The organism is Nocardia brasiliensis, from assembly GCF_042691675.1.
In the GTDB taxonomy this organism is placed as follows: Bacteria; Actinomycetota; Actinomycetes; order Mycobacteriales; family Mycobacteriaceae; genus Nocardia; species Nocardia brasiliensis_D.
Genome location: NZ_CP170507.1, coordinates 8,697,546 through 8,719,722, shown reverse-complemented (window position 1 = coordinate 8,719,722; position 22,177 = coordinate 8,697,546). Strand labels below are relative to the sequence as shown.

The window sequence follows — 22,177 nt, the reverse complement described above, 5'->3', positions numbered from 1 at the left end:
CGCCAATAGCGCGCGCGATCAGTAGGCGATCCCCGCGCACTCCGCCGGACCACCTCGTCCGGATCGAGCAGCGCGAGGCACCGACGGAGAGGAAGTCCATGTCGCAATATCCGCCTCCCGGCCAGTATCCCCCGCCCCCGGGATACCCGCCGCCGGGTCAGTATCCGGGCCAGCCCGCCTACTGGCAGGAGTCGCCGAAGGGCAAGGGGCTGGCGATCACCGCGCTGGTGCTCGGCATCCTGGCGGTGCTGAGCTTCTGGACCTTGGTCGGCGGCTACCTGTTCGGTGCCTTCGCGCTGATCTTCGGTCTCGTCGCGCTGGCGAAGACCAGGTCCGGTCGCGCGGGCGGCGCGGGCATGGCGATCACCGGCGTGATCCTCGGCGTGCTCGGCTTGATCGGCGCCGTCGTGGTCACCATCATCGGCTACAGCTTCTTCGTCGACTCCGGTGGCAAGGACTTCTTCGACTGCGTGAACCGGGCGGGCAGCGACCAGTCCAAGATCGAGCAGTGCGAGCGGGACTGGAATCAGCGACTGGAAGACAAGTTCAGCATCACCCTGACCCCCGCGCCTACTCCGTAATCGCCGCGCAGGCCCTGGTCGCCGCCAGCACATCGCGGAGTTCGCGGCGAAAGCCGTTCTCCGGCGCGGCGATCCAGCTCCGGTAACCGGTGGACTCGTCGGTGGGTGAGGGCAGCACGATGTGGCTGCCCGGCAGCGCGACCGAGGCGCAGACGCGGAACAGGTCGGCGAACAGTTCGGTGTCCAGATACGAGTTGTCGGTCGGGCCGGTGAGGAAGGTCCACCGGTCCGAGCGCGGGTGCGCGATGATCGGGCCCGGTCGCTGCTCGGCCGGCATCTCGGTCAGCCGGTCGCGCACCCGGCGACCGAGCGCGGCGGGCATCACCACCGCGCCGACCGCGCCGACTTCCAGCATGATTCGTCCCAGCGTGGGATCCACGACGCCGTACAGGCCGTGCTCCTTGCGATACCGGCGGCAGCGGGCAATGGCGTCCTGAATCGCCGTGTAGTCCTGGGCTGAGTAGTCGTGGGACGACGGCGAATGACTGCCTTGATCAATGCGGGACAAACTCATGACGAACCTCGCCTCGATGCGGGTGGATCGCGTGAAGTGGGGGAGAATCGACCGCTGGCCCCAGACCCTAATGCCGCACAACTGGCTTGACAATAGTCACACGCCGGAAAGCCGACGAGCTACGATCGCCTGTCATGGCACCCGTCTCGCCTACCGTTGCCCGCTGGGAACTGGTGCTCCGGCTGCGGGAGCTGCGCGAACAACGCGGCTTCGATTCGGCCGGCTTCGCCAAGCGGTCGGCTTCACCCCCGCCAACTGGTCGCACGTGGAAAAGGGCAGGCGCGTCCTCACCACCACCACCATCGGCCCGGTGCTCGAACTGCTCGAGGTGGACGCCGAGGAGCGCGCGGAGTTGCTCGCGCTGCTGGAGGCGAGCAAGCAGCGGGGTTGGTGGACCAAATCGTCCGCGCTGATCGGGCCCGAACTGCAGCGGCTGTACGGCATGGAATACGGCGCGCAGTGCATCCGCAGTTACGACAGCCTGGTCGTGCCCGGTCTGTTGCAGACCGAGGACTACGCCCGTGCGCTGATCAGTGCCGACGTGATGATCCGCCCGGTGCAGGTCGAGCAGTTGGTCGCCATCCGGATGCGCAGGCAGGAGCGGTTGCGCGGCAAGGAGCCGGTCGAGCTCACCGCGGTGATCGGCGAGGGCACCCTGCTGCAGCAGACCGGCGGTCCCGAGGTGTTGCGTGGGCAGCTGATCCACCTGGCCGAATTGATCGAGGAGCTCGACACCATCGAGGTGCGGGTCATCCCGTTCGCCGCCACCGCGGGTGCGGTGCTGGGCGGGTCCAGCTTCCATCTCATCGACTTCGCCGGCGAGCAGCTGCCGACCTTCGGCTGGGCGGAGAGCGCCGTCTTCGGCGGGGCGGTCGACGACCCGGAATTGGTGCGCGATCTGGGCTTCGCTTACGTTCGCGCACAAGACCAATCGCTGGATCGTGACGAATCATCGACCCTGATCAGGTCGTATGCCCAAGTGTAAAATCTGGCCATGGCCCCCACCGCTACTCCCCGGTCGGTTTTCACTGACTGGTTCACGTCGACTCGGTCGAACAACGGCAATCAATGTGTCGAGGTCCGCTTCGATGGTGACGCGGTGCTCATACGTGACAGCAAATACCGCCGCAACCCGGCAAACCGCCCCGCGGACGAGCCCGTCATCACCGTTACCGCACACGAATGGAGCACCTTCCTCGACGCGCTCCGCAGGCGTGAGCGAACGCCGGGCGCACTGACCGCGCACCCCGCGGCCGACGATCACACCACGCTCCGGCACGGCGATACCGTCCTCGACTACACCCCGCAGGAGTGGGACGCCTTTCTGCTCGGCGTGCGGGACGGCGAGTTCGACCGCATCGCACTGACCGCCTGACCTGGCAGCCGCTTCCTCGACCGGACCGGCCGGGGCCGACTGTCGCGCGCCCGCGCATGCGCTCCGCCCGGCCGCGGTCTGGCGACGGCGGCGCCCGGCAGCGCGTTTTCTGCATACTGGAGATCGTGACTTCCGAGCTGACCAGCCCTTCCGGTATCGATCTGTCCTACATCGACGAGGGCGTGCGGGTGCAGGACGACCTGTTCGCGCATGTCAACGGCAAATGGCTGGCCGACCACGAGATACCGGCCGACCGCGCGGTGGACGGTGCGCTGCGCACCCTGTACGACCAGGCGGAACGGGACGTCCAGGCGATCATCCAGAACGCGGCCGCCGAACCGTCGGAACCGGGCAGTGACGCCCGCAAGATCGGTGATCTGTTCACCAGCTTCATGGACACCGAGACCGTGGCGGCCGCCGGGCTCACGCCGATCTCGGCGGAGCTCGCCGCGATTCACCAGGTCACCGACCGGAGTGCGTTCGCGACCCTGCTCGGCAGTTTGCAGCGCACCGGTGTCGGCGGGGCTGTCGGGTATTACGTCGACACCGACGACAAGAACTCCGACCGCTACCTGGTGCACGCCACCCAGTCCGGCATCGGGCTGCCCGACGAGTCGTACTACCGCCAGGACGAATACGCCGAGATCCGGGCGGAATACATCGCGCACGTCGGCCGGATGTTCGCGCTGGCCGCCGCCGATCCCCGGATCGCCGCGCTGCTCCCGTCGGACCTGGATACGGTCGGGCAGCGGGTGTTCGAGCTGGAACGCAAGCTCGCCGCCGGACACTGGGACGTGGTTCGTCGCCGCGACGCCGAACGCAGCTACAACCTCACCACCTTCGCCGGGCTGACCACCGATTATCCCGAGTTCGATTGGGCAGCATGGACTTCGGCACTCGCCGCGGGCGTCGACCAGCCCGGCCCCGACTTGTTCGCCGAAGTCGTCGTGCGGCAGCCGGACTACCTACGCACCTTCGCTCAGGTGTGGGCCGAGGAAGCACTGGCCGACTGGCAGGCGTGGGCGGCCTGGCGGGTGATCCGTTCGCGCGCACCGTATCTCACCGATGACGTGGTCGAAGAGAACTTCGGCTTCTACGGCCGCACGCTGACCGGCGCCAAGGAGAACCGGGAGCGCTGGAAGCGCGGCGTTTCGCTGGTGCAGGACCTGCTCGGTGAGGCGGTCGGCAAACTGTATGTGGCCGAGCACTTCCCGCCGGCGGCCAAGGCGCGGATGGTGGACCTGGTCGCCAACTTGCAGGAGGCCTACCGCCGCAACATCGCCCAGCTGGACTGGATGGGCCCGGACACCAGGGCGGCCGCGCTGGCCAAGCTGGAGAAGTTCACCCCGAAGATCGGCTACCCGGACAAGTGGCGCGACTATTCCGACGTAGCGATCGACCCGGCCGATCTGGTCGGCAATTACCGCAGCGGTTATGCCGCCGACCACGATCGCGACCTGAACAAGCTCGGCGGCCCGGTCGATCACGACGAATGGTTCATGACGCCGCAGACCGTGAACGCCTACTACAACCCCGGCATGAACGAAATCGTCTTTCCCGCAGCGATTCTGCAACCGCCGATGTTCGACATGAATGCCGACGACGCCGCCAATTACGGTGGTATCGGCGCGGTGATCGGCCACGAGATCGGCCACGGTTTCGACGATCAGGGCGCCAAATACGACGGCGACGGCAACATGATCGATTGGTGGACCGACGACGACCGCACCGAATTCGGCAAGCGCACAAAGGCTTTGATCGACCAGTACAACGTGCTGTCGCCGAAGGACCTGCCAGACGAGCACACGGTCAACGGCGAATTCACCATCGGCGAGAACATCGGTGACCTCGGCGGCCTCTCCATCGCCCTACAGGCCTACCAGATCTCCCTCGACGGCGCCGAACCGCCGGTGCTCGACGGCCTCACCGGTCTGCAGCGCGTCTTCTACGGCTGGGCACAAGTCTGGCGTACCAAGGTCCGCAGCGAGGAGGCCGTGCGCCGCCTCGCCGTCGACCCGCACTCCCCACCGGAATTCCGCTGCAACGCCGTCGTCCGCAATATCGACAGCTTCCACGAGGCTTTCGAAGTGAAGCCCGGCGACGCGCTATATCTGGAGCCGACGGAGCGCGTGAAGATCTGGTGACCACCGCGGCGACCGCAGTAAAGTCGAGGCATGAGCGCACTGCGTGACGAGCTGCACGAGCTGGTCGACCAGCTACCGGACGGTGAGCTGGCACCGGTCCTCGAGCTGGCTCGTCAGCGTGCTCGCCGCAGCCGCCGGGAGGCCGCGGCTGCGGCGTTGGCGCAGGCGCAACAACGAATGCAGGGCGTAACCGGCGTCGATGAGGAGCTCGCTCGACTGCGGGACGATGATCGTGACTGACATCTACCTGGTCGACTCCTCCGTATTCCTGCGCTGGTTCATCGACCAAGACGGATACGAGCATGCCCGCAAGATCCAGCAGAGCTTTGTCGAGGGATCAGTCGCCCTCGAGACAGTCGACTTCGCGCGGATAGAAGTCGCGGGGGTCCTTCGTAAGAAAGGCCTGCTAACGAAGCGGCTGTCGTCCGAGGAATTCGCCGCTTCGGTCCGTGTCATTGACGACCTAGGTGTAACGGTGCACGGGACCACGGCGGATCGCTTGGAGCGTGCCGCAGGTTTGGCCGTGCGCGAGCGCTTGGGCATGTACGACGCCGTGTTCGCGCAGTTGGCGATCGAACGCCGAATACCCCTGCTGACGGCCGACGCGAAGCTGTGCGCCGCCCTGGAGGGCGCGGTGGATACCCAGCTGCTTCGAGGAGTCGTCGGTCCGAGAACTTAGGCCGGGGAACGCCGTCAGCGCAGGCGTTCCTCGGTCTCGGAATCGAAGAAGAACACGTCGTCGGGTTTGGGGCGGAGCCGTAGCTGGTCGCCGAGCGCTACCTGGAAGCGGCGGTCGACTCGGACGACCACCTTGCCCGAGCGGCTGTTCCAGTCCTCGGCTACGCCGTGGCTGTAGACGAACGACTCCGCGCCCAGCTCCTCCAGTAGTTCGGCGGCGACCGTGAGGCCGCCGTCCTCGGTGGTCACCTCCCACGACTCCGGCCGAATGCCGACAACCACCCGGTCACCCGTTTTCGCGGTCCGCGGCAACGGGATTCGCAGATCGTCCAGCACTGCCGCCCCGTCGCGCACGGGTGCCTCCAGCAGGTTCATCCCCGGCGAACCGATGAACCCGGCGACGAAGGTATTCACCGGATTGTCGTAAAGCTCACGGGGCGCGGCGATCTGCTGCAATTTGCCGTCCAGCAGCACCGCGACCCGGTCGCCCATGGTCATCGCCTCCACCTGATCGTGGGTGACGTACACGGTGGTGGTGCCGAGCCGCTGCTGCAGCGCGGCGATCTGCGACCGGGTGCTGACCCGCAGCTTCGCGTCCAGATTGGACAGCGGCTCGTCCATGCAGAACACCTGCGGCCGACGCACGATCGCGCGGCCCATCGCGACTCGTTGCCGTTGGCCGCCGGACAGTTTCGCCGGTTTGCGGTCCAGCAGGTGCTCTAGTTCCAGCATCTTCGCGGCCTCTCGCACCCGCACGAGGGTGTCGGCCTTGTTCATGCCCGCGTTGCGCAACGCGAAGCCCATGTTCTGCGCGACGGTCATGTTCGGGTACAGCGCGTAGCTCTGGAACACCATCGCCACATCGCGGGCGCGCGGCGGCAGACCGGTGACGTCCTTGCCGCCGATCAGGATTCGACCCGCCTCCACCGATTCCAAGCCGGCCAGCATGCGCAGGCTGGTCGACTTGCCGCAGCCCGATGGGCCGACGAGGACGATGAACTCCCCATCGGCGATGTCGATTTCCAGGCTGTCGACAGCGGGTGTCGGCGCACCGGGATACCGATGCGTCACCCCGTCGAACTGCACTGTGGCCATGGGCGTCGATCTCCTCAGATGAACTCGCGACGGCGGCCACGCCGGGGTGACCGCCGTCGGGTGCGGGTGTTACTTGGGCAGTTTGGGGGTGATCTGCCGATCGATGATCGCCTGCAGCTGGCTGCTGACATCGGCGAAAACCGTTGCCGGATCGGCGTTCCGCAGCCCGATCTGCTCCAGTCCGGTGCCGATGATCTGGTCGCCACCCGGCACGAACACGCGCGCGTAGTCCTGCGATTTGGTCAACGGCAGCTGATCGATGGCGACCTTCGCGTTCGGGTTCTTCGCCAGGAAGTCCTGCACGGCCGGGTCGGCGACGGCCGACTTGCGCACCGGCATGTATCCGGTCGCCTGCGCGAAGTATGCCGTGTTGGACGCGTTGGTGATGAACTCGATGAACTTGAGCGCGTTCACTTTTCGCTGGTCGGAAATGCGCGCCGGAATCGCCAGGCCGGCGCCGCCGGTGGTGACGCCGGGACCGTTCGGGTGCGGCAGGAACGCGGTGCCGAACTGCAGCTTGCCTTCCGCGTTCTGCTTGATGCCCTTGAGGTCACCGGTGGAGGCGATGGTGGAGGCGATGACGCCGGTGCCGAAGTCGACGGCGATCTGCGGCTTGATCCCCGCGTACTTCTTGGTGTGGATCATGTCGCGCAGGAACTGGCCCGCGGCTATGGTGCCCGGCTCGGTGAACTTCAGCTGCCAGCCGTCGGAGTAGGCGCCACCGAAGGTCCAGTTCGGGCCCTGGAAGGTCCAGGCCAGGTAGTTCTTCGCGTCGCCCCAGCCGTGCGCGAGCTTGCCGTCGCCGACTACGGCCTGGATCTTCGGACCCCACTCGTCGAATTCCGGCCAGCTCTCCGGGCCACGGTCCGGCAGACCGGCTTTCGCCCAGACATCCTTGTTGTAGTAGAACAGCGGCGTCGACCGCGAGTACGGCAGCGCGTAGTGCTTGCCGTTGAACAGGTAGTCGGCGGCCAGCGAATCGACGTAGTCGTCCAACCGCACCCCCGCATCGCCGAAGTGGCCGTCCAGCGGTTCGATGGACCCGTTGAGCGCGTAGTTGAACCACCAGACATCGGACAGCACAACGACATCGGGCAGCTCACCACCGGAGAGCGCCGCGTTGAACTTCTGCGACACCTCCTCGTAGTTCTTGCCCGCGTCGATCAGGTTGACCTTCAGGTCGGGGAACTTCTCGTGGAAACGCTTGATCAGCTCGGTTTCCTGATCCTTCGAGCTACCAGGGTGATTGGACCAGAAGTTGATGGTGTTGGCGTCGCCGGACTGTTTGGCGCCACCGCCGGTGCCCGCGCACGCGGTGAGCGCCGCGCCCGCGGCGACGGCACCGGCCAGCCCGATGAATCCGCGCCGGGACAGCGCGGGGAACTGAGAAGTGGACACGTTTGTTCTCCTGTATCTAGCCCTTGACCGCACCCGAGGTGAGGCCTTTGATCATGTGGCGTTGCAGCAGCAGGAACACGACCAGAATCGGCAGCATCGTCAGCAACGTGCCCGACATGACCGGCCCCCAGTTGGTGACGCTCGGGTTCTCGGTGTTCTGCAGCAGCGTCAGTCCGACCGGCAACGTGGCGACCTCGGGGCCGTCGGCCATCAGGAACGGCCAGAGGTATTCGTTCCACTCGTTGACCAGCGTGACCACCGCGAAGGCGACCATGGTCGGCCCGGACATCGGCAGCACCACCCGGGTCAGCAGCCGCCACCAATTGGCGCCGTCCATTCTCGCGGCCTCGATGACCTCCGAGGGCAGCGAGAGGAAATGGTTGCGCATCAGGAAGGTGCCGAACGCGACCCCGCAGAGCGGAACGATGATGCCCACCAAGGTGTTTCGCCAGCCGAGCTGGGAGACCAGCGCGTAGTTGGAGATCACGGTGATCTGGTTCGGCACCATCAGCGCCGCGATGATCACCAGGAACACCACCGACTTACCGGGGAACCGAAGAAACACCAGCCCGTACGCGCTGAACACGCCGAGCACGAACTTCACCGCCGAGATCACCCCGGTGACGATCAGCGAATTGCTCAGGAAGGTCCAGAACGGCAGCGTGGTGGTGGCGTCGCGATAGTTCTCCGGATGCCAGCTGTGCGGCCAGTACACCGCGGGCTGCACGTAGATGTCCGGGCGGGCCTTGAACGAGGTGATGACGATCCAGAACAGCGGAACGCCGACGATGATCAGCACGCACACCATGGCCGCGTAGCCGAGTAACGTCACCCAACGTTGGCGGCGCCGGTACGAAATCGTGCGGGACAGACCGCTATCCGCTCCAGCCGGATCCTTGATCACTGTTCGTTCCGATCCATGACGCGAACCTGCACCAGAGTGACGACCAGCAGCACCACGAACATGATGGTGGCCACGGTCGCGCCGTACCCGGCGCGGAAATTACGGAAGGATTCCTCGTACACCTGGTAGACCATCGTGGTGGTGCCGGTGCCGAGCGGACCGCCGCGGGTCATCACGTTGATGATGTCGAAGACCTGCAACGAGTTCAGCAGCACCGTGATCGACAGGAAGAACGTGGTGGGCCGCAGCTGCGGCAGCAATACCTTGGTGAAAGTGGTCCACCGGCTCGCGCCGTCCATCTCGGCCGCCTCCATCAGCTCGGCCCGAACCCCTTGTAGCGCGGCCAAATAGATGACGAAGCTGTAGCCGAGATTCTTCCAGATGTAGGTCACCGTCACCATGAACAGCGCCCAGTGCGGGTCCTGATAGAAGTCGGGCACCTGCGCGACACCGATGCGGTGCAAGACATCCTGGACCAGGCCGAAGCTCGGATCGAAGATGAACTGGAAGGCCACGCCGATGGCGGCGCCGGAGATGACGAACGGCGCGAAGATCGCCGAGCGGACCACATTGCGGCCGAACAACTTCCGGTCCAGCAGCAAGGCGAGCGCGAGACCGAGCACCATGCTGCCGACCACCGCGGCGAGGGTGAAAACCACTGTGTTGGTGACGATGTCCCAGGAATCCGGCCGACCCCACCACTCGCGGTAGTTGGCCGCACCGATGAAGGTGGCCACCGGATCGGAAATGTTCCAGTCGTAGAACGAGAGCCGGATGTTGTCGATCAACGGCCGGTAGACGAACAGCGTCAGCAGCGCGAGATTCGGCACGACCAAAACGAGGAACAGGGCGTAGTCCTGCCAGGGCCGGTTGCGCAGACCACGTCCGCGCGGTTGGGGCAGTACTCGTTCCGGCCTCGCTCGCACGCCGCGCACTCTACGGACGGGAGCAAACATTCGGTTAACGCCAGTCCCCCGACTGCTGAACTTCTCGAGCACGCGCACAGTGAATCAAAAAGCCGAACACCACGATCAGCAAACTGCTAATTGATCGTAATGTTCGGCTTCGTGACGTGTCTTGTGCCGCCGGAGCGGCGAACCTACTAGTCGTTCCAGTCGCCTAGGCCGTCGCTGGCGCTGAGCGTTCCGCCCTTGGTGTTCACGATGATGACCGGGTCACCCCGGCGGGTGTTCTCCATGAACCATTTGGCGTTCTCGGTGCTCACGTTCAGGCAGCCGTGGCTGGCGTTGGACTTGCCCTGCTGCCCGACCGACCACGGGGCCGCGTGTACGAAGATGCCGCTGTTGGAGATGCGGGTCGCGTACTCGACCTCGAGCTTGTAGCCCTCGGGATCGGTGACCGGCACACCGTAGGTGGACGAATCCATGATCATCTTGCGCAGTTGCTCGCCGACGATGTAGGTGCCGTTCGGGGTCTCGTGCTTGGGCTTGCCCATCGAGGTCGGCATCGTCTTCACCTCCTCGCCGTTGCGAGTGATGGTGATGGTGTGCGTGTTGTCGTCGGCCGTGCTGACCAGGGCGTCGCCGATCTTGAAGGCGCTGCGGGTTTCGCCCGCCTGCACCTGCACATCGGTGTTGTCCGGCCAGAACTCGTTCGGCCGCCAGCGCACCTGCTTGTCGCCGCGCCAGTAGAAGTGGCCCGGCGCCGGCTTCGACGAGGTGATCTTGATGAACTTCTCGGCGGTGGCCTGATCGGTCACCGGGTCCTTGAAGTTGATGATGATCGGCTGGGCCACCCCGACCACCTCGCCGTCGGCGATGTTGATCGATGGCGGCGCGAAGTTCGGTTGCTGCGGCTGTGGCTCGGTTGCCGAACCGGCCGATCCGGAACCGAGCCCGGGGATGGGTTCGGCCTCGGCGGGCGCGACGAGCAGGACACCCGCCGCCGCGATGGTCGCGGACAACAGGGCGCCCGCCCGCAGCCTGCGGGTTAGCTGTGCTCCCCGGTGGCGAGCAGGTAGCGACCCGGTGTGCGAAGCGGCATGCATAGGTTTCTCGTCCATTCCATCTCTCGCGCACACGCGCAGACGCGCGCGTATGTCACGAGATCTCTCATCGGCGTGGGGCAAGCAGAGCGGCCCCACGGGTATTGACGGCCCGACCCTTCGTCCTTCCTACCGTCCCGGTGCGGCTGGAAGCCAGTGGCGATTCCTATTGATTCAGACAGACCGGCCGGTGTGGTCGCCGTCACATAACCCGTTGGGGGCCATTCGGTTTCGCGAAAGGTACCGGTCAGATCGGCGAGTCCGATGCGCCGAATGATCTCGCTGGTCGGTCGCCATCGCGGGGGCGTCAAACATCTTCGTGATGTAAATCACTCACTACATCGAACGGAATCGGGCGGTGCGGACCGGTTGCTATGTTGTGCGGCACCGAGATTGGCGCACGGCCGTTCGCATACTTCGGGGCGAGCCGCAGCCGCACCCGGCTCACGATGGTAGCCAACGCGATTCGCAGTTCGTAGTCCGCCAGCGACGCACCCACGCAGCGCCGATGTCCGCCGCCGAACGGTGCGAACTCGAACGGCCGGTATTTGCGCTCGATGAACCGCTCCGGCCGGAACTGCCGCGGGTCGGCCCACACCTGCGGATCGGAGTGCAGCAAGGGCACCGCGATCCCCATCGTGTCGCCCGCCGCCAGCGCCACCCCGCGCAGCGTGAACGGCGCGGTCAACCGGCGCACCACGATCGGCACCGCAGGATGCAGTCGCAGCGTCTCCTGGCACACCGCATCGAGAAAGGGCAGACCCGCCAGCTCGACCGGCCCGGCAGCCGGTCCGGCCGCGCGCAACTCCGCACGCAGCCGGTCCAGTGCGGCAGGCGCGCGATGCAGCTCGAACAGTGCCCAGACCAGCGCCGTCGCGGTCGTCTCGTGCCCGGCGACCAGCAGCGTGCGCAGCTGTTCGCACAGCTCGTCGTCGGTGCTCGCGGTGCCGTCGCCGCGGGTACTCAGCAGCATGCCGAGAACGCCGATGGTCGGGTTCCCGGTGCTGGTCCGCCCGCGGGCGATGTCGTCGAGGATCAATCGGTCGAGGCGTTCGCGGGCCGCGACGAACCGATCCCACGGCGCATGACCGAACAGCCCGTGCCGCAGCGGCGGCATCAGCAGCATCGGTCCGGAAAAGGTAGTGAGGAATTCGCCGACGGCCCTGGTGTATTCGGCTCGCCGCTGGCGGCTGTCCACCCCGAACACGGCCGCCAGGATCACCCGTAGCGTGATCGCGCGCGCCGCGGCCCGCGAATCGATGCGGGTGCCGGGCCGCCACACCGGCCCGGCCTGATCGGGGCCGCCTGCCATCTCCTGCCGCACCGAATCCCGGATGATCTCGCCGTATTCGCGGATCCGCGCACCGTGGAAGGCGGGGGCGAGCAGCGCGCGGTCGCGGCGATGCCGCTCGCCCGAGGAAAGGATCAGCGAGGTGGTGCCGACCAGCGGCTCGATCGGGTTCGGCCGCGGCGGTTCGACCGCATCGATCGGTGCGCGGAATATCTCGCGTGCGCCCGCGGCGGTGCCGGTGAACAGGGCCGACCCGAAGCCGGGAAAGCGGACGAAGAACGGATCGCCCGTGCGCGCCCGGCGCCAGCGGAAGTAGCGGTCGAAGTCGATGCCCGCCGCCAGGGCGTGTAGCAGGAACAGCCGCGGTTGCCGCGGCTCGGCGACCGCTCCAGGTGGCTCACTCGCGCCGGATCCGGCTGTCGGCACGTCCATATCGATAGCTACGTACGTACCCGCGCCCGGGTTCGATCCGCCTAGGAATCGGTCTCGTCGATGACGACGGCCGGTTTGACTTTCCGCACCGTGTTTCGCGCGGTCGCCGCGAGCCGGGCGAGCCTGGCGTCGCCGAGCGCGGTCACCGCGTTGCCGAGCCGGTTGGTGACGAAGGCGACCGACATGCCGAGTTCCGGATCGGCATAGGCGCCCGAACCACCGACGCCATAGTGGCCGAACGCCTTTCGCGGTTGCTGCTTGGACATCAGCACCGGGCGGTGGTAGCCGAGGGTGAAGCGCAGCGGCAGGCCGAGCACGTAGTCGCGGCTCTCGGCGGGCTGCACCTGGTTGATGAGGTCGATCGTCTCCGGCCGCAGAAACCGAACGGCTTCGGTGCCGTCACGGCGTTCCACGAAGACCCGGCCCTCGTTGGCCAGCGCCCCATACATTCTGGCCAGCGCGCGCGCCGAGAAGACGCCGTTCCAACCCGGCATCACGGCGTCGTGCACTCGAGGGTCGCGGACCAGCTCGTCGAAGCTCTCCGGCATGCCCGCCTCGGCGAGCCCGCGAATCGGGCGAACCCAGGACAGCACCGACGAGGCGGTGTTCCAGCGGATTCCGGGCGGGCTGAGGTGCGGGAAGATCTTGGCGATTCGATACCGCTCGGATTCCGGCACCCGGAACCAGAATTCGTCGAGCCCGAGTGGCTCGGCGATCTCCCTGCGCAGCACGTCGGTGAACGGTTCACCGGTGACCCGCTGCACGATCTCGGCGACCAGCCAACCGAAGGTGATGGCGTGGTAGCCGGAGGTGCGGATGCGGCGCGGGTCCGGCGGGCTGTCGGCCAGCGCGCGGACCACGGCGTCGTAGTCGAGGATGCCCTCCCGGCCGGGGACCAGTCCGCGTACTCGGTGCAGCCCGGCTCGGTGCGAGAGCACATCGCGCACCGTGATGTCGTCCTTGCCGTGCGCGGCGAATTCGGGCCAGTACCGGGCGACCGGCGCGTCGTAGTCGATCAGGCCGCGTTCGGCCAGCCGATGCAGCACGGTGGAGGCGACGCCCTTGCCGGTGGAGAAGGTCAGCGCGACGGTGCTGCCGTTCCAACGCCGGTCCTTGCCTGCCCAGCCGCCCCAGATGTCCACCACTGGCTTGCCGTCGAGGTAGACCGCCAAAGCCGCGCCGCCGCGGCTGGGTTGGGTGAACATGCCGAAGAATTGGTCGGCGAGCCGGATGAATCGCGGGTCGACCAGCATCTCTTTGGGCGCGGCGAGCTTGCCCTTCGCCGGGTCGGCGGCGTCGAAGTTGCCCGCTGCTGTTGCCGAAACCATGGGGTCACCTCCTGACCACCGAGCATCGGGTGCGTCCTCAGGGTAGCTGGTGCACCGGGGTCTGCCAGCGCCCGAAGGGCGTGCTCAGGCACGTGTCGCCGGTACGTGAATTCCAGGCGAAGGCCCCGCCGCCGAGGCACACCACGGTGCGCTCGGCGGTCCGCGCCCCGGCACGGGACCCGTCGAGGGCGACCGACACGGCGATCGTCGGCAGGCCCGGGTTCGCTGAAATCTGGTTGTGGTCAATGGAACTGAGTGCGATCGCGTCCTGGCCGACGCCGATCGCGATCGGTATCCCGCCCGCGCCGTCGCTGGCCCCCACCCCACCGGCCGCGCCGATGCCGATCGCCATCGCCCCCGCGGTGGCGTTCGCGTAACCGACACCGTCGATTCCCAGAGATTTCGCCTGGCCGAGCAGGTCCGTGGCGGCGCGGCAGGCGGTGCTGCCGTCGATGACGGTGATGTCCGTCCCGTTTTCCGAGGTGCACTGCACATCGGTTGCTGAGGCCACAGCGGGGAACCAGAGAGGGGTGCAGACCGCGGCAGCCGAGCAGACAATCGTGCTGATCAGCTTCACGGTGACTCCTCTCGAACTACGAAACTCCACCATACCCAGATCGGTTGCTGGAACCTCGATCCCGCAGTCGAGTCGACGTGCGCGTATTCCATGGTGTATGCATGGCGTGTATTTCAAGCACAGCTAAGTTTTGTTTACTTCGGATTCTTACGGGGGTGTGAGTTCGGAGCGTTACAGCTCGGGAGGACTGTACGTGTCTGGTCAACTGACCTGGGGTCGAGTCGCGTTCGCGGCGTTTATCGCGGTGGCCGCCCTATCGGTGGTCGGCTGTAGCTCCACCATCAGCGGTAGCGCGCAGCCCGCGGTGAACAACGGCACCATTGATGCCGTCTCTATTACTCCGAAACCTTCGCCGGGAAAGCCCACTTCGGGCCGGCCGACCACCAGCAAGCCCACGCCGACCAAGAGCGCCAATATCGACTTCAAGGCCGAAGAGGGCGACTGCGTCACGCTCGGCGGCACCACCTCGAACGCCACCATCGAGAAGGCGTCCTGCGGTAGCCGGGCGGCGAACTACAAGGTGATCGGTAAGGCGCCGAAGAGCTCGCAGTGCGTGAGCGACGCCGACAACTACTACGCCGAGACCCTCAACGGCATCGAGCAGGGCGCGTACTGCCTGGACATCGACTGGGTCGTCGGCGGCTGCATGGACGTCGGCGGCGACGATCCCAAGCGGATCGACTGCACCGGGACGGCGAGCAGCAAGGGCGTCAAGGTCGTCAAGCGGGTGGACGGCGCCGACGATGTCAGCGTCTGCGGCAGCGGCACCGGGTATGTCTACGAGGAGCGTCGATTCGTCGTCTGCGTCCAGGAACTCTGACACCGGCGATCTCCCCGCATCCGGGCAGCCGGCCATTATGTTGAGTCGGTGCGCACGACTGATCTGCCCCGGCTGAAATCGGCCACCGGCCGCTGGATTCTGCTGGCCACCATCCTCGGTTCGTCGGTGGCCTCGCTCGACGCCACCGTCGTGAACATCGCGTTGCCGCGGATCGGCGAGTCGCTCGACACCGATGTGGCCGGGCTGCAGTGGACCTTGAACGGCTACACGCTGACCTTGGCGTCGTTCATTCTGCTGGGTGGTTCGCTCGGTGACCGGCTCGGCAGGCGCAAGGTGTTCGTCTGGGGCACCATCGGTTTCGCCCTTGCCTCGGTGCTGTGCGGCGCCGCGATCAATATCGAGATGCTGGTGTTCGCCCGCATTCTGCAGGGCGTGGCCGGTGCCATGCTGACACCGGGCAGTCTCGCGTTGATCTCCTCTTCCATCGATCGGCGCGATCAGGGCGCGGCGATCGGCCTCTGGTCCGGCTTCGGCGGCGTCGCGGGCGCGCTCGGGCCGTTCCTCGGCGGCTGGCTGATCGAGCTGGCCGGATGGCGCTCCATCTTCTTCATCAATGTGCCGCTCACCCTCGTGGTGGTGCTCGTCGCGCTGAAACATGTGCCGGAGAGCCATGATCCGAATGCCGAGACGCAACTGGACGTGCCGGGCGCCCTAGTGGTCGCGCTGGCGCTCGGCGCGCTGACCTTCGGCTTGATCGAGACCATGCCGCTGCTCATCGTCTCCGGTGTGCTGTTGCTCGCGGCGTTCGTGGTGATCGAGATGCGCAGCGACCATCCGCTGGTCCCACCATCGCTGTTCGCCTCCCGGGTCTTCACCGCGGCCAACCTGGTCACCCTCGCGGTCTACGCGGCACTCGGCGGCGTGTTCTTCCTGCTGGTGCTGGAATTGCAACTGGTGGCGGGATATTCGCCGCTGATGTCGGGCGTGGCCACCGTGCCGATCACGGTGATCATGCTGGCGCTCTCGGCTCCCGCGGGACGCTGGGCACAGGTGCACGGACCGCGTATTCCGATGACGGTGGGTCCGCTGCTCGCCGCGGGCGGCCTGGCGCTGCTGTTGCGGATCGGTCCGGACACCACGTACCTCACCGATGTGCTGCCCGGCGTACTCGTTTTCGGCTTCGGCCTCGCGGCGCTGGTCGCCCCGTTGACCGGCGCCGTGCTCGGCGCGGTGCCGTCCAGCGAGGCCGGTATCGCGTCCGGGGTGAACAACGCCGTCGCGCGGACCGCGCAGCTGCTCGCCGTCGCCGCGCTGCCCGGGCTGGCCGGCATCTCCGGCGCGCTCGGCGATCCGGTCGCCTTCCATCATGGATTCGGTACCGCCGTGTGGATCTGCGTCGGGTTGCTGCTGGCGGGTGCGATCCTCGCGGCCGCACTGCTGCGCCCGCCGCGCCGCCCGCCCGCCATGGACAGCGTCGACTGCATGCCGCAGTGCGCGGTGGCCGGACCCGCGCTCGCACCTCATGGCTCGGATGTATAGCCGCCGGCCGCCGATGTCCCCTTCGTGCGCCTAGATCAGGCTCGAATCCGCGAAGCGGCCGATCAAATCGGCGTATAGCCTGCGCCGATGCCGCCGCGGGCGTTCATGTCGTCGATGATCGCGGTCATGTTGGTGCCGACCTCGGGGCCGAAGCAGGCGATGGCGAGATAGGCGTTCACCATGCCGACGAGGGTGGTGCCGATGACGACCGGTGCTCCGGAATCGCCTTCCACCACGCACATCTGGCTCCAGGTCTCCATGTTCGACCCGAAGACGTCACCCCAGCTGATACCGCAGGTGTTGCCGGTGGTCCGGCCTTCTTTGCAGACGATCATCGGGAACTGCGCCGGTGCGCCGAGCCCGGTGATGGTGACATTGCCGATCCGGTTCACCGGGATGATCTTGCCCGGCTCGAACTCGATGACGGCGTAATCGAGCTCGTGGTTGGAGTAGACGAACCGGCCGATCACGCCGGCGCCCCGGTTGACCTCCGCGAAGACCTCGGCACCGGGATCACCGCAGTGGCCCGCGGTCAGACCGATCAGCCGTCCCGCGCCATCGTGGCCGACGGTGGTGACGGTGCACTCGAATTGGTTGTCGATGATGATGCCGGAACCGCCGCCCACGACCGGCGGGCCCGGCTCCGCCTGAGCGGCCCCCGCGCCCGTCCCGAGCAGCGCCGCAGCGAGGGCTACGGCGAAGGCGGCGTTGGCCACCTTGGCGAGTTTGCTGAACATGTCCCTCCAGACGTCGGAAGCCCGCACGATATCAATCTGTCGCACCCATCGTGTCAGGATTCGGGCCCGGGCGCGTCACCTACTGAGGGGTGTCCACGGCGACGAGCCTTAACCCTATTTCCGACAGAATGACCTGTTTGTCTCTTATTTCGAATAATAGCCACAAGCTATGAGAAAGGCCAATGTCCGGTTCGAGTTCGTAATCGAACAGTAGTACAACTCGGTCTGTTCTGTTCTGGAATCAAATACCATTTTGAATGAATATTTTCCGAATAAATTGGTCGAACACCCTTGTTTGGGCGGCCGATTCACCCCGTTGACCTGTAACTTGTTCCAGAAGATCACCCCTCCGCTTTGGGCTCTGACCCAATGTCGATGCCTCCGGTCTTAGCGTTTCCGTCACAGTGATCGAGCTCTATGACTGCAATCACAGGAGGGTGGTGTGTTCTGGCTTACTACGTAGTAAGGTGCGTCAAGCAAACAAGTCGTCGGGGCAGCCAACCGGCGTCGAGAGGGGTTAGCCAGTGCAGTCGACCGAGAGTCCACCAACAGGATCACGGATGAGTGATGCGGTCGATTGGACCAAGGGTTACTGGGCGGACCATCCGAAGGCTTCACTGGAGACCTTCGGTCGCCAGATCACCATGGGAATCGCGGCGGTAGCCGAACTGTTCGTCGCAATCTTCCGGCGCCGCTTCCCCTTCCGTGAGTTCATCCGCCAGTGCGCGTTCATGTCCAGCGTCTCGGCGGCCCCGACATTGCTGGTCGCCATCCCGATCGGCGTCATCGTCTCCATCCAGGTCGGCTCGATCGCGGGCCAGGTCGGCGCCACCTCCTTCATCGGCGCGGCCAACGGCCTCGGCATCATCCAGCAGGGCGCTCCCCTCGTCACCTCGCTGATGATCGCCGGCGCGGTCGGCTCCGCAGTGTGCGCTGATCTCGGCTCGCGCACCATCCGCGAGGAGATCGACGCCATGAAGGTGATGGGCGTCGACCCGCTGCGTCGGCTGGTCGCCCCCCGGCTCGGCGCGGCGATGCTGGTCAGCGTGCTGCTCTGTGGCTTCGTCGTATTCGTCGGCTTCCTGACTGGTTACATCTTCAATATTTTCGCGCAGGGTGGTACGCCGGGTTCCTATATCGGCACCTTCTCCTCGTTCGCGGTAACCCGCGATCTCTTTGTCGCACTGGTGAAATCGCTGATATTCGGGCTACTCGCCGCGATCATCGCCTGCGACAACGGATTGAATGCCCGTGGTGGCCCCGGCGGCGTGGCCAACGCGGTGAATTCCGCGGTGGTGAGTTCCGCCATCATGTTGTTCGGGGTGAACCTGATCATCACCCAGGTGTACAACGCACTGTTCCCGTCACAGGTGGTCTGAGTGTCGTCGACGTATGTACCTCCGCTACTGCGGCCGTTCCAGCAGTTTCGTAAAACCGCGCAGGCGCCGGTCGATCTGCTCGCCAAGCTGGGCCACCAGGTGTTCTTCCTGCTGCGCTCGATCGGCTCGATCCCGTTGGCGCTCAAGCACTATCCCAAGGAAGTGTGGCGGCTGCTCTCCGACGTCACCTGGGGCAACGGGAACCTGGTCGTCGGTGGCGGCACCATCGGCGTGGTGGTCATCCTCAGCGCGTTCGGCGGGATGACCGTCGGCATCCAGGGCTACAACTCGCTGAACCTGCTCGGCTTGAGCCCGATCACCGGCGCCGTCTCCGCCTTCGCCACCACCCGCGAACTCGGCCCGCTGCTCGCCACGATCGCCTTCGCCGCGCAGGCGGGCTGCCGGTTCACCGCGCAACTCGGCGCCATGCGCATCTCCGAGGAGATCGACGCGCTGGAGTCCATCGCGATCCGGCCGCTGCCCTACCTGATCAGCACCAGGATGTTCGCGGCGATGATCGCGATCATTCCGCTGTACTGCCTCGGCCTGGCCATGGCCTACCTGTCCTGCGCGCTCACCGTGCAACTGGTCGGTGGCACGCCGACCGGTACCTACCAGCACTACTTCTACCAATTCCTGGTACCTACGGACGTGATCTACTCCTTGCTCAAGGCGATCCTGTTCGTCGCGATCACCACGTTCATCCAGTGCTACTACGGTTTCTTCGCCTCCGGCGGACCGGAGGGCGTCGGCGTTGCGGCCGGCCGGGCGATCAAGGTGTGCATCATCGCGGTCGTCTTCGCGAACCTGTTCATGACATTGGCGATCTGGGGCGTCAACCCCGGCATCCGGATCTCGGGGTAGCACCAGATGATCATTGATCCCAGTGGGCGTGGACCCACGATGCGTCAGTTGCTGCTCGCGGGCGTCGGCGGGCTTGTCGTCCTGGCGGTGGTGCTCGGCTTCCTGATGGCCAGGTACCAGGGCTACTTCGTCGAGAAGGTGAACGTCACCGCGAACCTCACCACCACCGGTGACGGGCTGCCATCGGATGCCGACGTCAAGTTCCGCGGTGTGCTCGTCGGCGCGGTCAAGGAGGTCGAGGTCGCGGCCAAGGGCGAGCTGCAGAAGGTGAAGATCGAGGTGAAACCGGAGTTCGCCAAGGGCGTTCCGGCCAACGTCACCGCTCGCGTGGTGCCGAGCAACCTGTTCGCCGTCACGTCGGTCGAGCTGGTCTTCAACGGCCCGGCGGATCAGTACCTGCGCGAGGGCTCGGTGATCGAGGAAGATCGCAGCGCGGGCACCATCGCCCTGCAGGACACACTCACCACGGTCCGCAACATCCTGGACCAGATCGACCCGGTGCAGTTCGGTCGCGTACTCGGCACCCTGTCGCAGGCACTCGACGGCAGCGGCCGGATGCCGGGCTCCACCGTCGAACGGTTCGATCGCTGGCTCCAGTCGGTCGACGACTCGATCCCGAACCTCGGGGTGATGCTGGGCGACTTCTCCAGCTCGGTCCACGCCCTCAACCAGTCCGCGCCGGAACTGCTCGACGTGCTCGGCACCTCGGTGGAGACCGCACGCACCATCGCCGACCGGCGCAGCGAGTTGGTCGCCCTGATCACCGGCACCGGTAACACGGTCGACACCGTCAACAACCTGTTCGCCCGCAACGGGGACGTGGGCAAGCAGGTCACCCAGGGCACGAGCGATATGTTCGGCGCGGTGGCCGCGGATCCGAACGCGATCACCCAAACGATCCTGAATCTCGGCGAACTGACTCGCCGGATGGACTCCACCTTCACCTGGGGTCCGCAAAAGCAGCAGGTGTGGAACGCGGGCATCACGCTCACTCCGTACAAGCCGTACACGGTGGCCGACTGCCCGCGCTACGACGAGCTGGCCGGACCCAGCTGCTTCACCGCGCCCGCGGTGAACGAGCTGCCGCCGATGCCGGACAAACTGAAGCCACGCAAGCTCGACTCGGCGGCCGGGCTGCCGCCGGTGCTGCCGATGCCCGGTCTGCCGCTGATTCCGGGCATCACCACGCCGGATGCACGGCCCGCCGAGGGTGCCGTGCCGAGCATGCCGAATCCGTTCGCGGGCACCCCGCTGGAGGGTCTGATCCCGATGCTGCCCGGCTTCGGTCCACCGCCCGCTCCGGCCCCCGCGCCTGCCCCGGCTCCGGATCCGGCTCCGGTGGCACCGGCGAGTAACCCGACCGCGGGCGCCATCGCCTACCAGGGTGATGCCGCGATCACCACGCTGCTCGGGCGCAAGCCGACCACCGCCGAATATCTGCTGCTGAGCTCGATTCTGAAGGGCGGGACCATGCACGTGGCCGAAAGTGGGGCGGGCCGATGAGCATACGTAAACCGCTGATCGGCTTCGGTATCTTCGCCATCGTGTCGATTCTCGTCACGGTTGTCGTGTGGAATACGTTGGCGCGCATCGTAGATGGCGACACGAACACCTATTCGGCAACTTTCTCCGACGTCCTCGGCCTGCACGAGGGTGATGACGTCCGGATGGCGGGTGTGCGCGTCGGCAAGATCGAAAAGATCGAGTTGGACCGCGACGCCAAGTCGAAAAAGCAAGTGGCGAAGGTGACTTTCGTCGTGCAGCGGGATCAAACCCTCTTCGACGACACCAAAGCCCTTGTCCGCTACCAGAATTTGATCGGCCAGCGATATGTGGCACTGGCCCCCGGCAAGTCGTCGAACCCGGCGCAGCTGAAGAACAACGCGTCGATTCCGCTCGAGCGGACCGAGCCGTCGTTCGACGTCTCCGGTCTGCTCAACGGTTTTCAGCCACTGTTCCAGGCATTGCAGCCCGAGCAGGTGAACCGCCTCTCGGAGACCTTCATCCAGGCCTTGCAGGGTGATGGCGTCTCGTTGAGCGCGTTCATCGTTCAGGCCGCACAGTTGGCCACCGATTTCCAGCGGCGGGACGCGATCCTGTCCGATGTGATCACCAACCTCTCCGGTGTGATGGCGGGGTTGGCCAGACGAGGTGATGAATTGGAGACCCTGGTGACCCAGACCCGGGCCTTGATCGGTGGGTTGTACGAGCAGGGCCAGTCCCTGCAGGCATCGACGGTGCAGATCGCCGACGCCACCAGCTCGCTGGTGGAGATGGTCGGCCAGATCCAGCCGAAACTGCAGACCGCGCAGAACTCCACCAGCGCCGCGCTGACCCTGCTGCTCGCCAACGGCGCGAAGCTGGATCAGGCGGCCATCGACCTGCCCAACATCATCTCGGCCGCGGGCAGGCATACCTCCGAGGGTGGCTACGCCAACGCCTACCTCTGCGGCTTGGACATCTCGCTCTACGGCGTGCTGTTCCCGCGTGGATTCATCCACAACCTCGGTATCGGCGGCAAGGCCCAGTCGGCGGTGTGCCGCCCATGATCACGA

The 22,177-nt window shown here is 66.0% G+C and carries 22 protein-coding genes; 12 read left to right on the top strand and 10 right to left on the bottom strand.

Features of this window, described 5'->3' with window-relative positions; translation table 11 throughout:
* Nucleotides 1-98: 98 nt before the first annotated feature.
* The gene (locus tag ACFK0J_RS40285) at nucleotides 99-581 is read left to right on the top strand and encodes a DUF4190 domain-containing protein (protein WP_378735236.1); all 483 of its coding nucleotides are present in this window, start codon (nucleotides 99-101) and stop codon (nucleotides 579-581) included.
* Here ACFK0J_RS40285 and ACFK0J_RS40280 read toward each other — a convergent pair.
* The gene (locus tag ACFK0J_RS40280; protein WP_378735234.1) at nucleotides 571-1,095 is read right to left on the bottom strand and encodes a hypothetical protein; all 525 of its coding nucleotides are present in this window, start codon (nucleotides 1,093-1,095) and stop codon (nucleotides 571-573) included. The two genes, ACFK0J_RS40285 and ACFK0J_RS40280, sit on opposite strands and share 11 nt — an antisense overlap.
* On the opposite strand from ACFK0J_RS40280, the gene ACFK0J_RS40275 reads away from it, so the two are divergent.
* From ACFK0J_RS40275 to ACFK0J_RS40255, 5 genes are all read left to right on the top strand, one after another.
* Nucleotides 1,079-2,080 (top strand): helix-turn-helix domain-containing protein, encoded by a 1,002-nt coding sequence (locus ACFK0J_RS40275; protein ID WP_378735232.1) that lies wholly within the window; start codon nucleotides 1,079-1,081, stop codon nucleotides 2,078-2,080. The two genes, ACFK0J_RS40280 and ACFK0J_RS40275, sit on opposite strands and share 17 nt — an antisense overlap.
* A gap of 9 nt (nucleotides 2,081-2,089) precedes the next feature.
* Nucleotides 2,090-2,470 (top strand): DUF397 domain-containing protein, encoded by a 381-nt coding sequence (locus tag ACFK0J_RS40270; RefSeq protein ID WP_378735230.1) that lies wholly within the window; start codon nucleotides 2,090-2,092, stop codon nucleotides 2,468-2,470.
* 116 nt (nucleotides 2,471-2,586) lie between these two features.
* The gene (locus ACFK0J_RS40265; protein WP_378743352.1) at nucleotides 2,587-4,614 is read left to right on the top strand and encodes a M13 family metallopeptidase; all 2,028 of its coding nucleotides are present in this window, start codon (nucleotides 2,587-2,589) and stop codon (nucleotides 4,612-4,614) included.
* Between the two features lie 30 nt (nucleotides 4,615-4,644).
* Entirely contained in the window at nucleotides 4,645-4,854 is a 210-nt protein-coding gene (locus ACFK0J_RS40260) for a hypothetical protein (RefSeq protein WP_378735228.1), read from the top strand.
* Entirely contained in the window at nucleotides 4,841-5,293 is a 453-nt protein-coding gene (locus ACFK0J_RS40255; protein ID WP_378735226.1) for a type II toxin-antitoxin system VapC family toxin, read from the top strand. The genes ACFK0J_RS40260 and ACFK0J_RS40255 overlap by 14 nt, the downstream gene beginning before the upstream one ends.
* A gap of 14 nt (nucleotides 5,294-5,307) precedes the next feature.
* On the opposite strand, the gene ACFK0J_RS40250 is transcribed toward ACFK0J_RS40255, so the two are convergent.
* The 8 genes from ACFK0J_RS40250 to ACFK0J_RS40215 form a co-directional block, all read right to left on the bottom strand.
* Nucleotides 5,308-6,387, bottom strand: coding sequence for an ABC transporter ATP-binding protein (locus tag ACFK0J_RS40250; RefSeq protein WP_378735224.1), 1,080 nt, complete (start codon nucleotides 6,385-6,387; stop codon nucleotides 5,308-5,310).
* 69 nt (nucleotides 6,388-6,456) lie between these two features.
* A complete protein-coding gene (locus ACFK0J_RS40245; protein ID WP_378735222.1) occupies nucleotides 6,457-7,785 on the bottom strand; it encodes an ABC transporter substrate-binding protein in 1,329 nt (442 codons plus the stop codon).
* A gap of 16 nt (nucleotides 7,786-7,801) precedes the next feature.
* Nucleotides 7,802-8,593 carry a carbohydrate ABC transporter permease gene (locus ACFK0J_RS40240; RefSeq protein WP_246634859.1) on the bottom strand — a complete coding sequence of 264 codons (792 nt, stop codon included), beginning with the start codon at nucleotides 8,591-8,593 and terminating at the stop codon, nucleotides 7,802-7,804.
* A 92-nt stretch (nucleotides 8,594-8,685) separates the two neighbouring features.
* Nucleotides 8,686-9,615, bottom strand: a complete 930-nt coding sequence (locus ACFK0J_RS40235; RefSeq protein ID WP_378735220.1) for a carbohydrate ABC transporter permease — start codon at nucleotides 9,613-9,615, stop codon at nucleotides 8,686-8,688.
* Between the two features lie 176 nt (nucleotides 9,616-9,791).
* The gene (locus tag ACFK0J_RS40230) at nucleotides 9,792-10,712 is read right to left on the bottom strand and encodes a L,D-transpeptidase (protein ID WP_378735218.1); all 921 of its coding nucleotides are present in this window, start codon (nucleotides 10,710-10,712) and stop codon (nucleotides 9,792-9,794) included.
* A gap of 289 nt (nucleotides 10,713-11,001) precedes the next feature.
* On the bottom strand, nucleotides 11,002-12,417 hold the full coding sequence (locus tag ACFK0J_RS40225) for a cytochrome P450 (protein ID WP_378735216.1): 1,416 nt from the start codon (nucleotides 12,415-12,417) through the stop codon (nucleotides 11,002-11,004).
* 41 nt (nucleotides 12,418-12,458) lie between these two features.
* On the bottom strand, nucleotides 12,459-13,745 hold the full coding sequence (locus tag ACFK0J_RS40220; RefSeq protein WP_378735214.1) for a serine hydrolase domain-containing protein: 1,287 nt from the start codon (nucleotides 13,743-13,745) through the stop codon (nucleotides 12,459-12,461).
* 37 nt (nucleotides 13,746-13,782) lie between these two features.
* Complete coding sequence (locus ACFK0J_RS40215) at nucleotides 13,783-14,322, bottom strand: DUF6764 family protein (protein WP_378735213.1); 540 nt, start codon at nucleotides 14,320-14,322, stop codon at nucleotides 13,783-13,785.
* Nucleotides 14,323-14,515: 193 nt separating this feature from the next.
* On the opposite strand from ACFK0J_RS40215, the gene ACFK0J_RS40210 reads away from it, so the two are divergent.
* On the top strand, nucleotides 14,516-15,142 hold the full coding sequence (locus ACFK0J_RS40210; protein ID WP_378735211.1) for a hypothetical protein: 627 nt from the start codon (nucleotides 14,516-14,518) through the stop codon (nucleotides 15,140-15,142).
* 48 nt (nucleotides 15,143-15,190) lie between these two features.
* A complete protein-coding gene (locus ACFK0J_RS40205) occupies nucleotides 15,191-16,642 on the top strand; it encodes an MFS transporter (protein WP_378735209.1) in 1,452 nt (483 codons plus the stop codon).
* Nucleotides 16,643-16,704: 62 nt separating this feature from the next.
* Here ACFK0J_RS40205 and ACFK0J_RS40200 read toward each other — a convergent pair whose 3' ends face one another.
* Nucleotides 16,705-17,379: a serine protease gene (locus ACFK0J_RS40200; protein ID WP_378735207.1), complete on the bottom strand. Its 675-nt coding sequence runs from the start codon at nucleotides 17,377-17,379 to the stop codon at nucleotides 16,705-16,707.
* A gap of 560 nt (nucleotides 17,380-17,939) precedes the next feature.
* Between ACFK0J_RS40200 and ACFK0J_RS40195 the strand changes: the two genes are divergently transcribed.
* Genes ACFK0J_RS40195 through ACFK0J_RS40180 form a run of 4 tightly spaced genes read left to right on the top strand, consistent with a single transcriptional unit; the run spans nucleotide 17,940 to nucleotide 22,171 of the window.
* Entirely contained in the window at nucleotides 17,940-18,758 is an 819-nt protein-coding gene (locus tag ACFK0J_RS40195; RefSeq protein ID WP_218472463.1) for an ABC transporter permease, read from the top strand.
* On the top strand, nucleotides 18,759-19,622 hold the full coding sequence (locus tag ACFK0J_RS40190) for an ABC transporter permease (protein WP_218472462.1): 864 nt from the start codon (nucleotides 18,759-18,761) through the stop codon (nucleotides 19,620-19,622).
* Nucleotides 19,623-19,628: 6 nt separating this feature from the next.
* Nucleotides 19,629-21,125, top strand: coding sequence for an MlaD family protein (locus tag ACFK0J_RS40185; protein ID WP_378735204.1), 1,497 nt, complete (start codon nucleotides 19,629-19,631; stop codon nucleotides 21,123-21,125).
* Nucleotides 21,122-22,171: an MCE family protein gene (locus tag ACFK0J_RS40180; RefSeq protein ID WP_378735202.1), complete on the top strand. Its 1,050-nt coding sequence runs from the start codon at nucleotides 21,122-21,124 to the stop codon at nucleotides 22,169-22,171. Before ACFK0J_RS40185 ends, ACFK0J_RS40180 begins: the two co-directional genes overlap by 4 nt.
* Nucleotides 22,172-22,177: the final 6 nt, after the last annotated feature.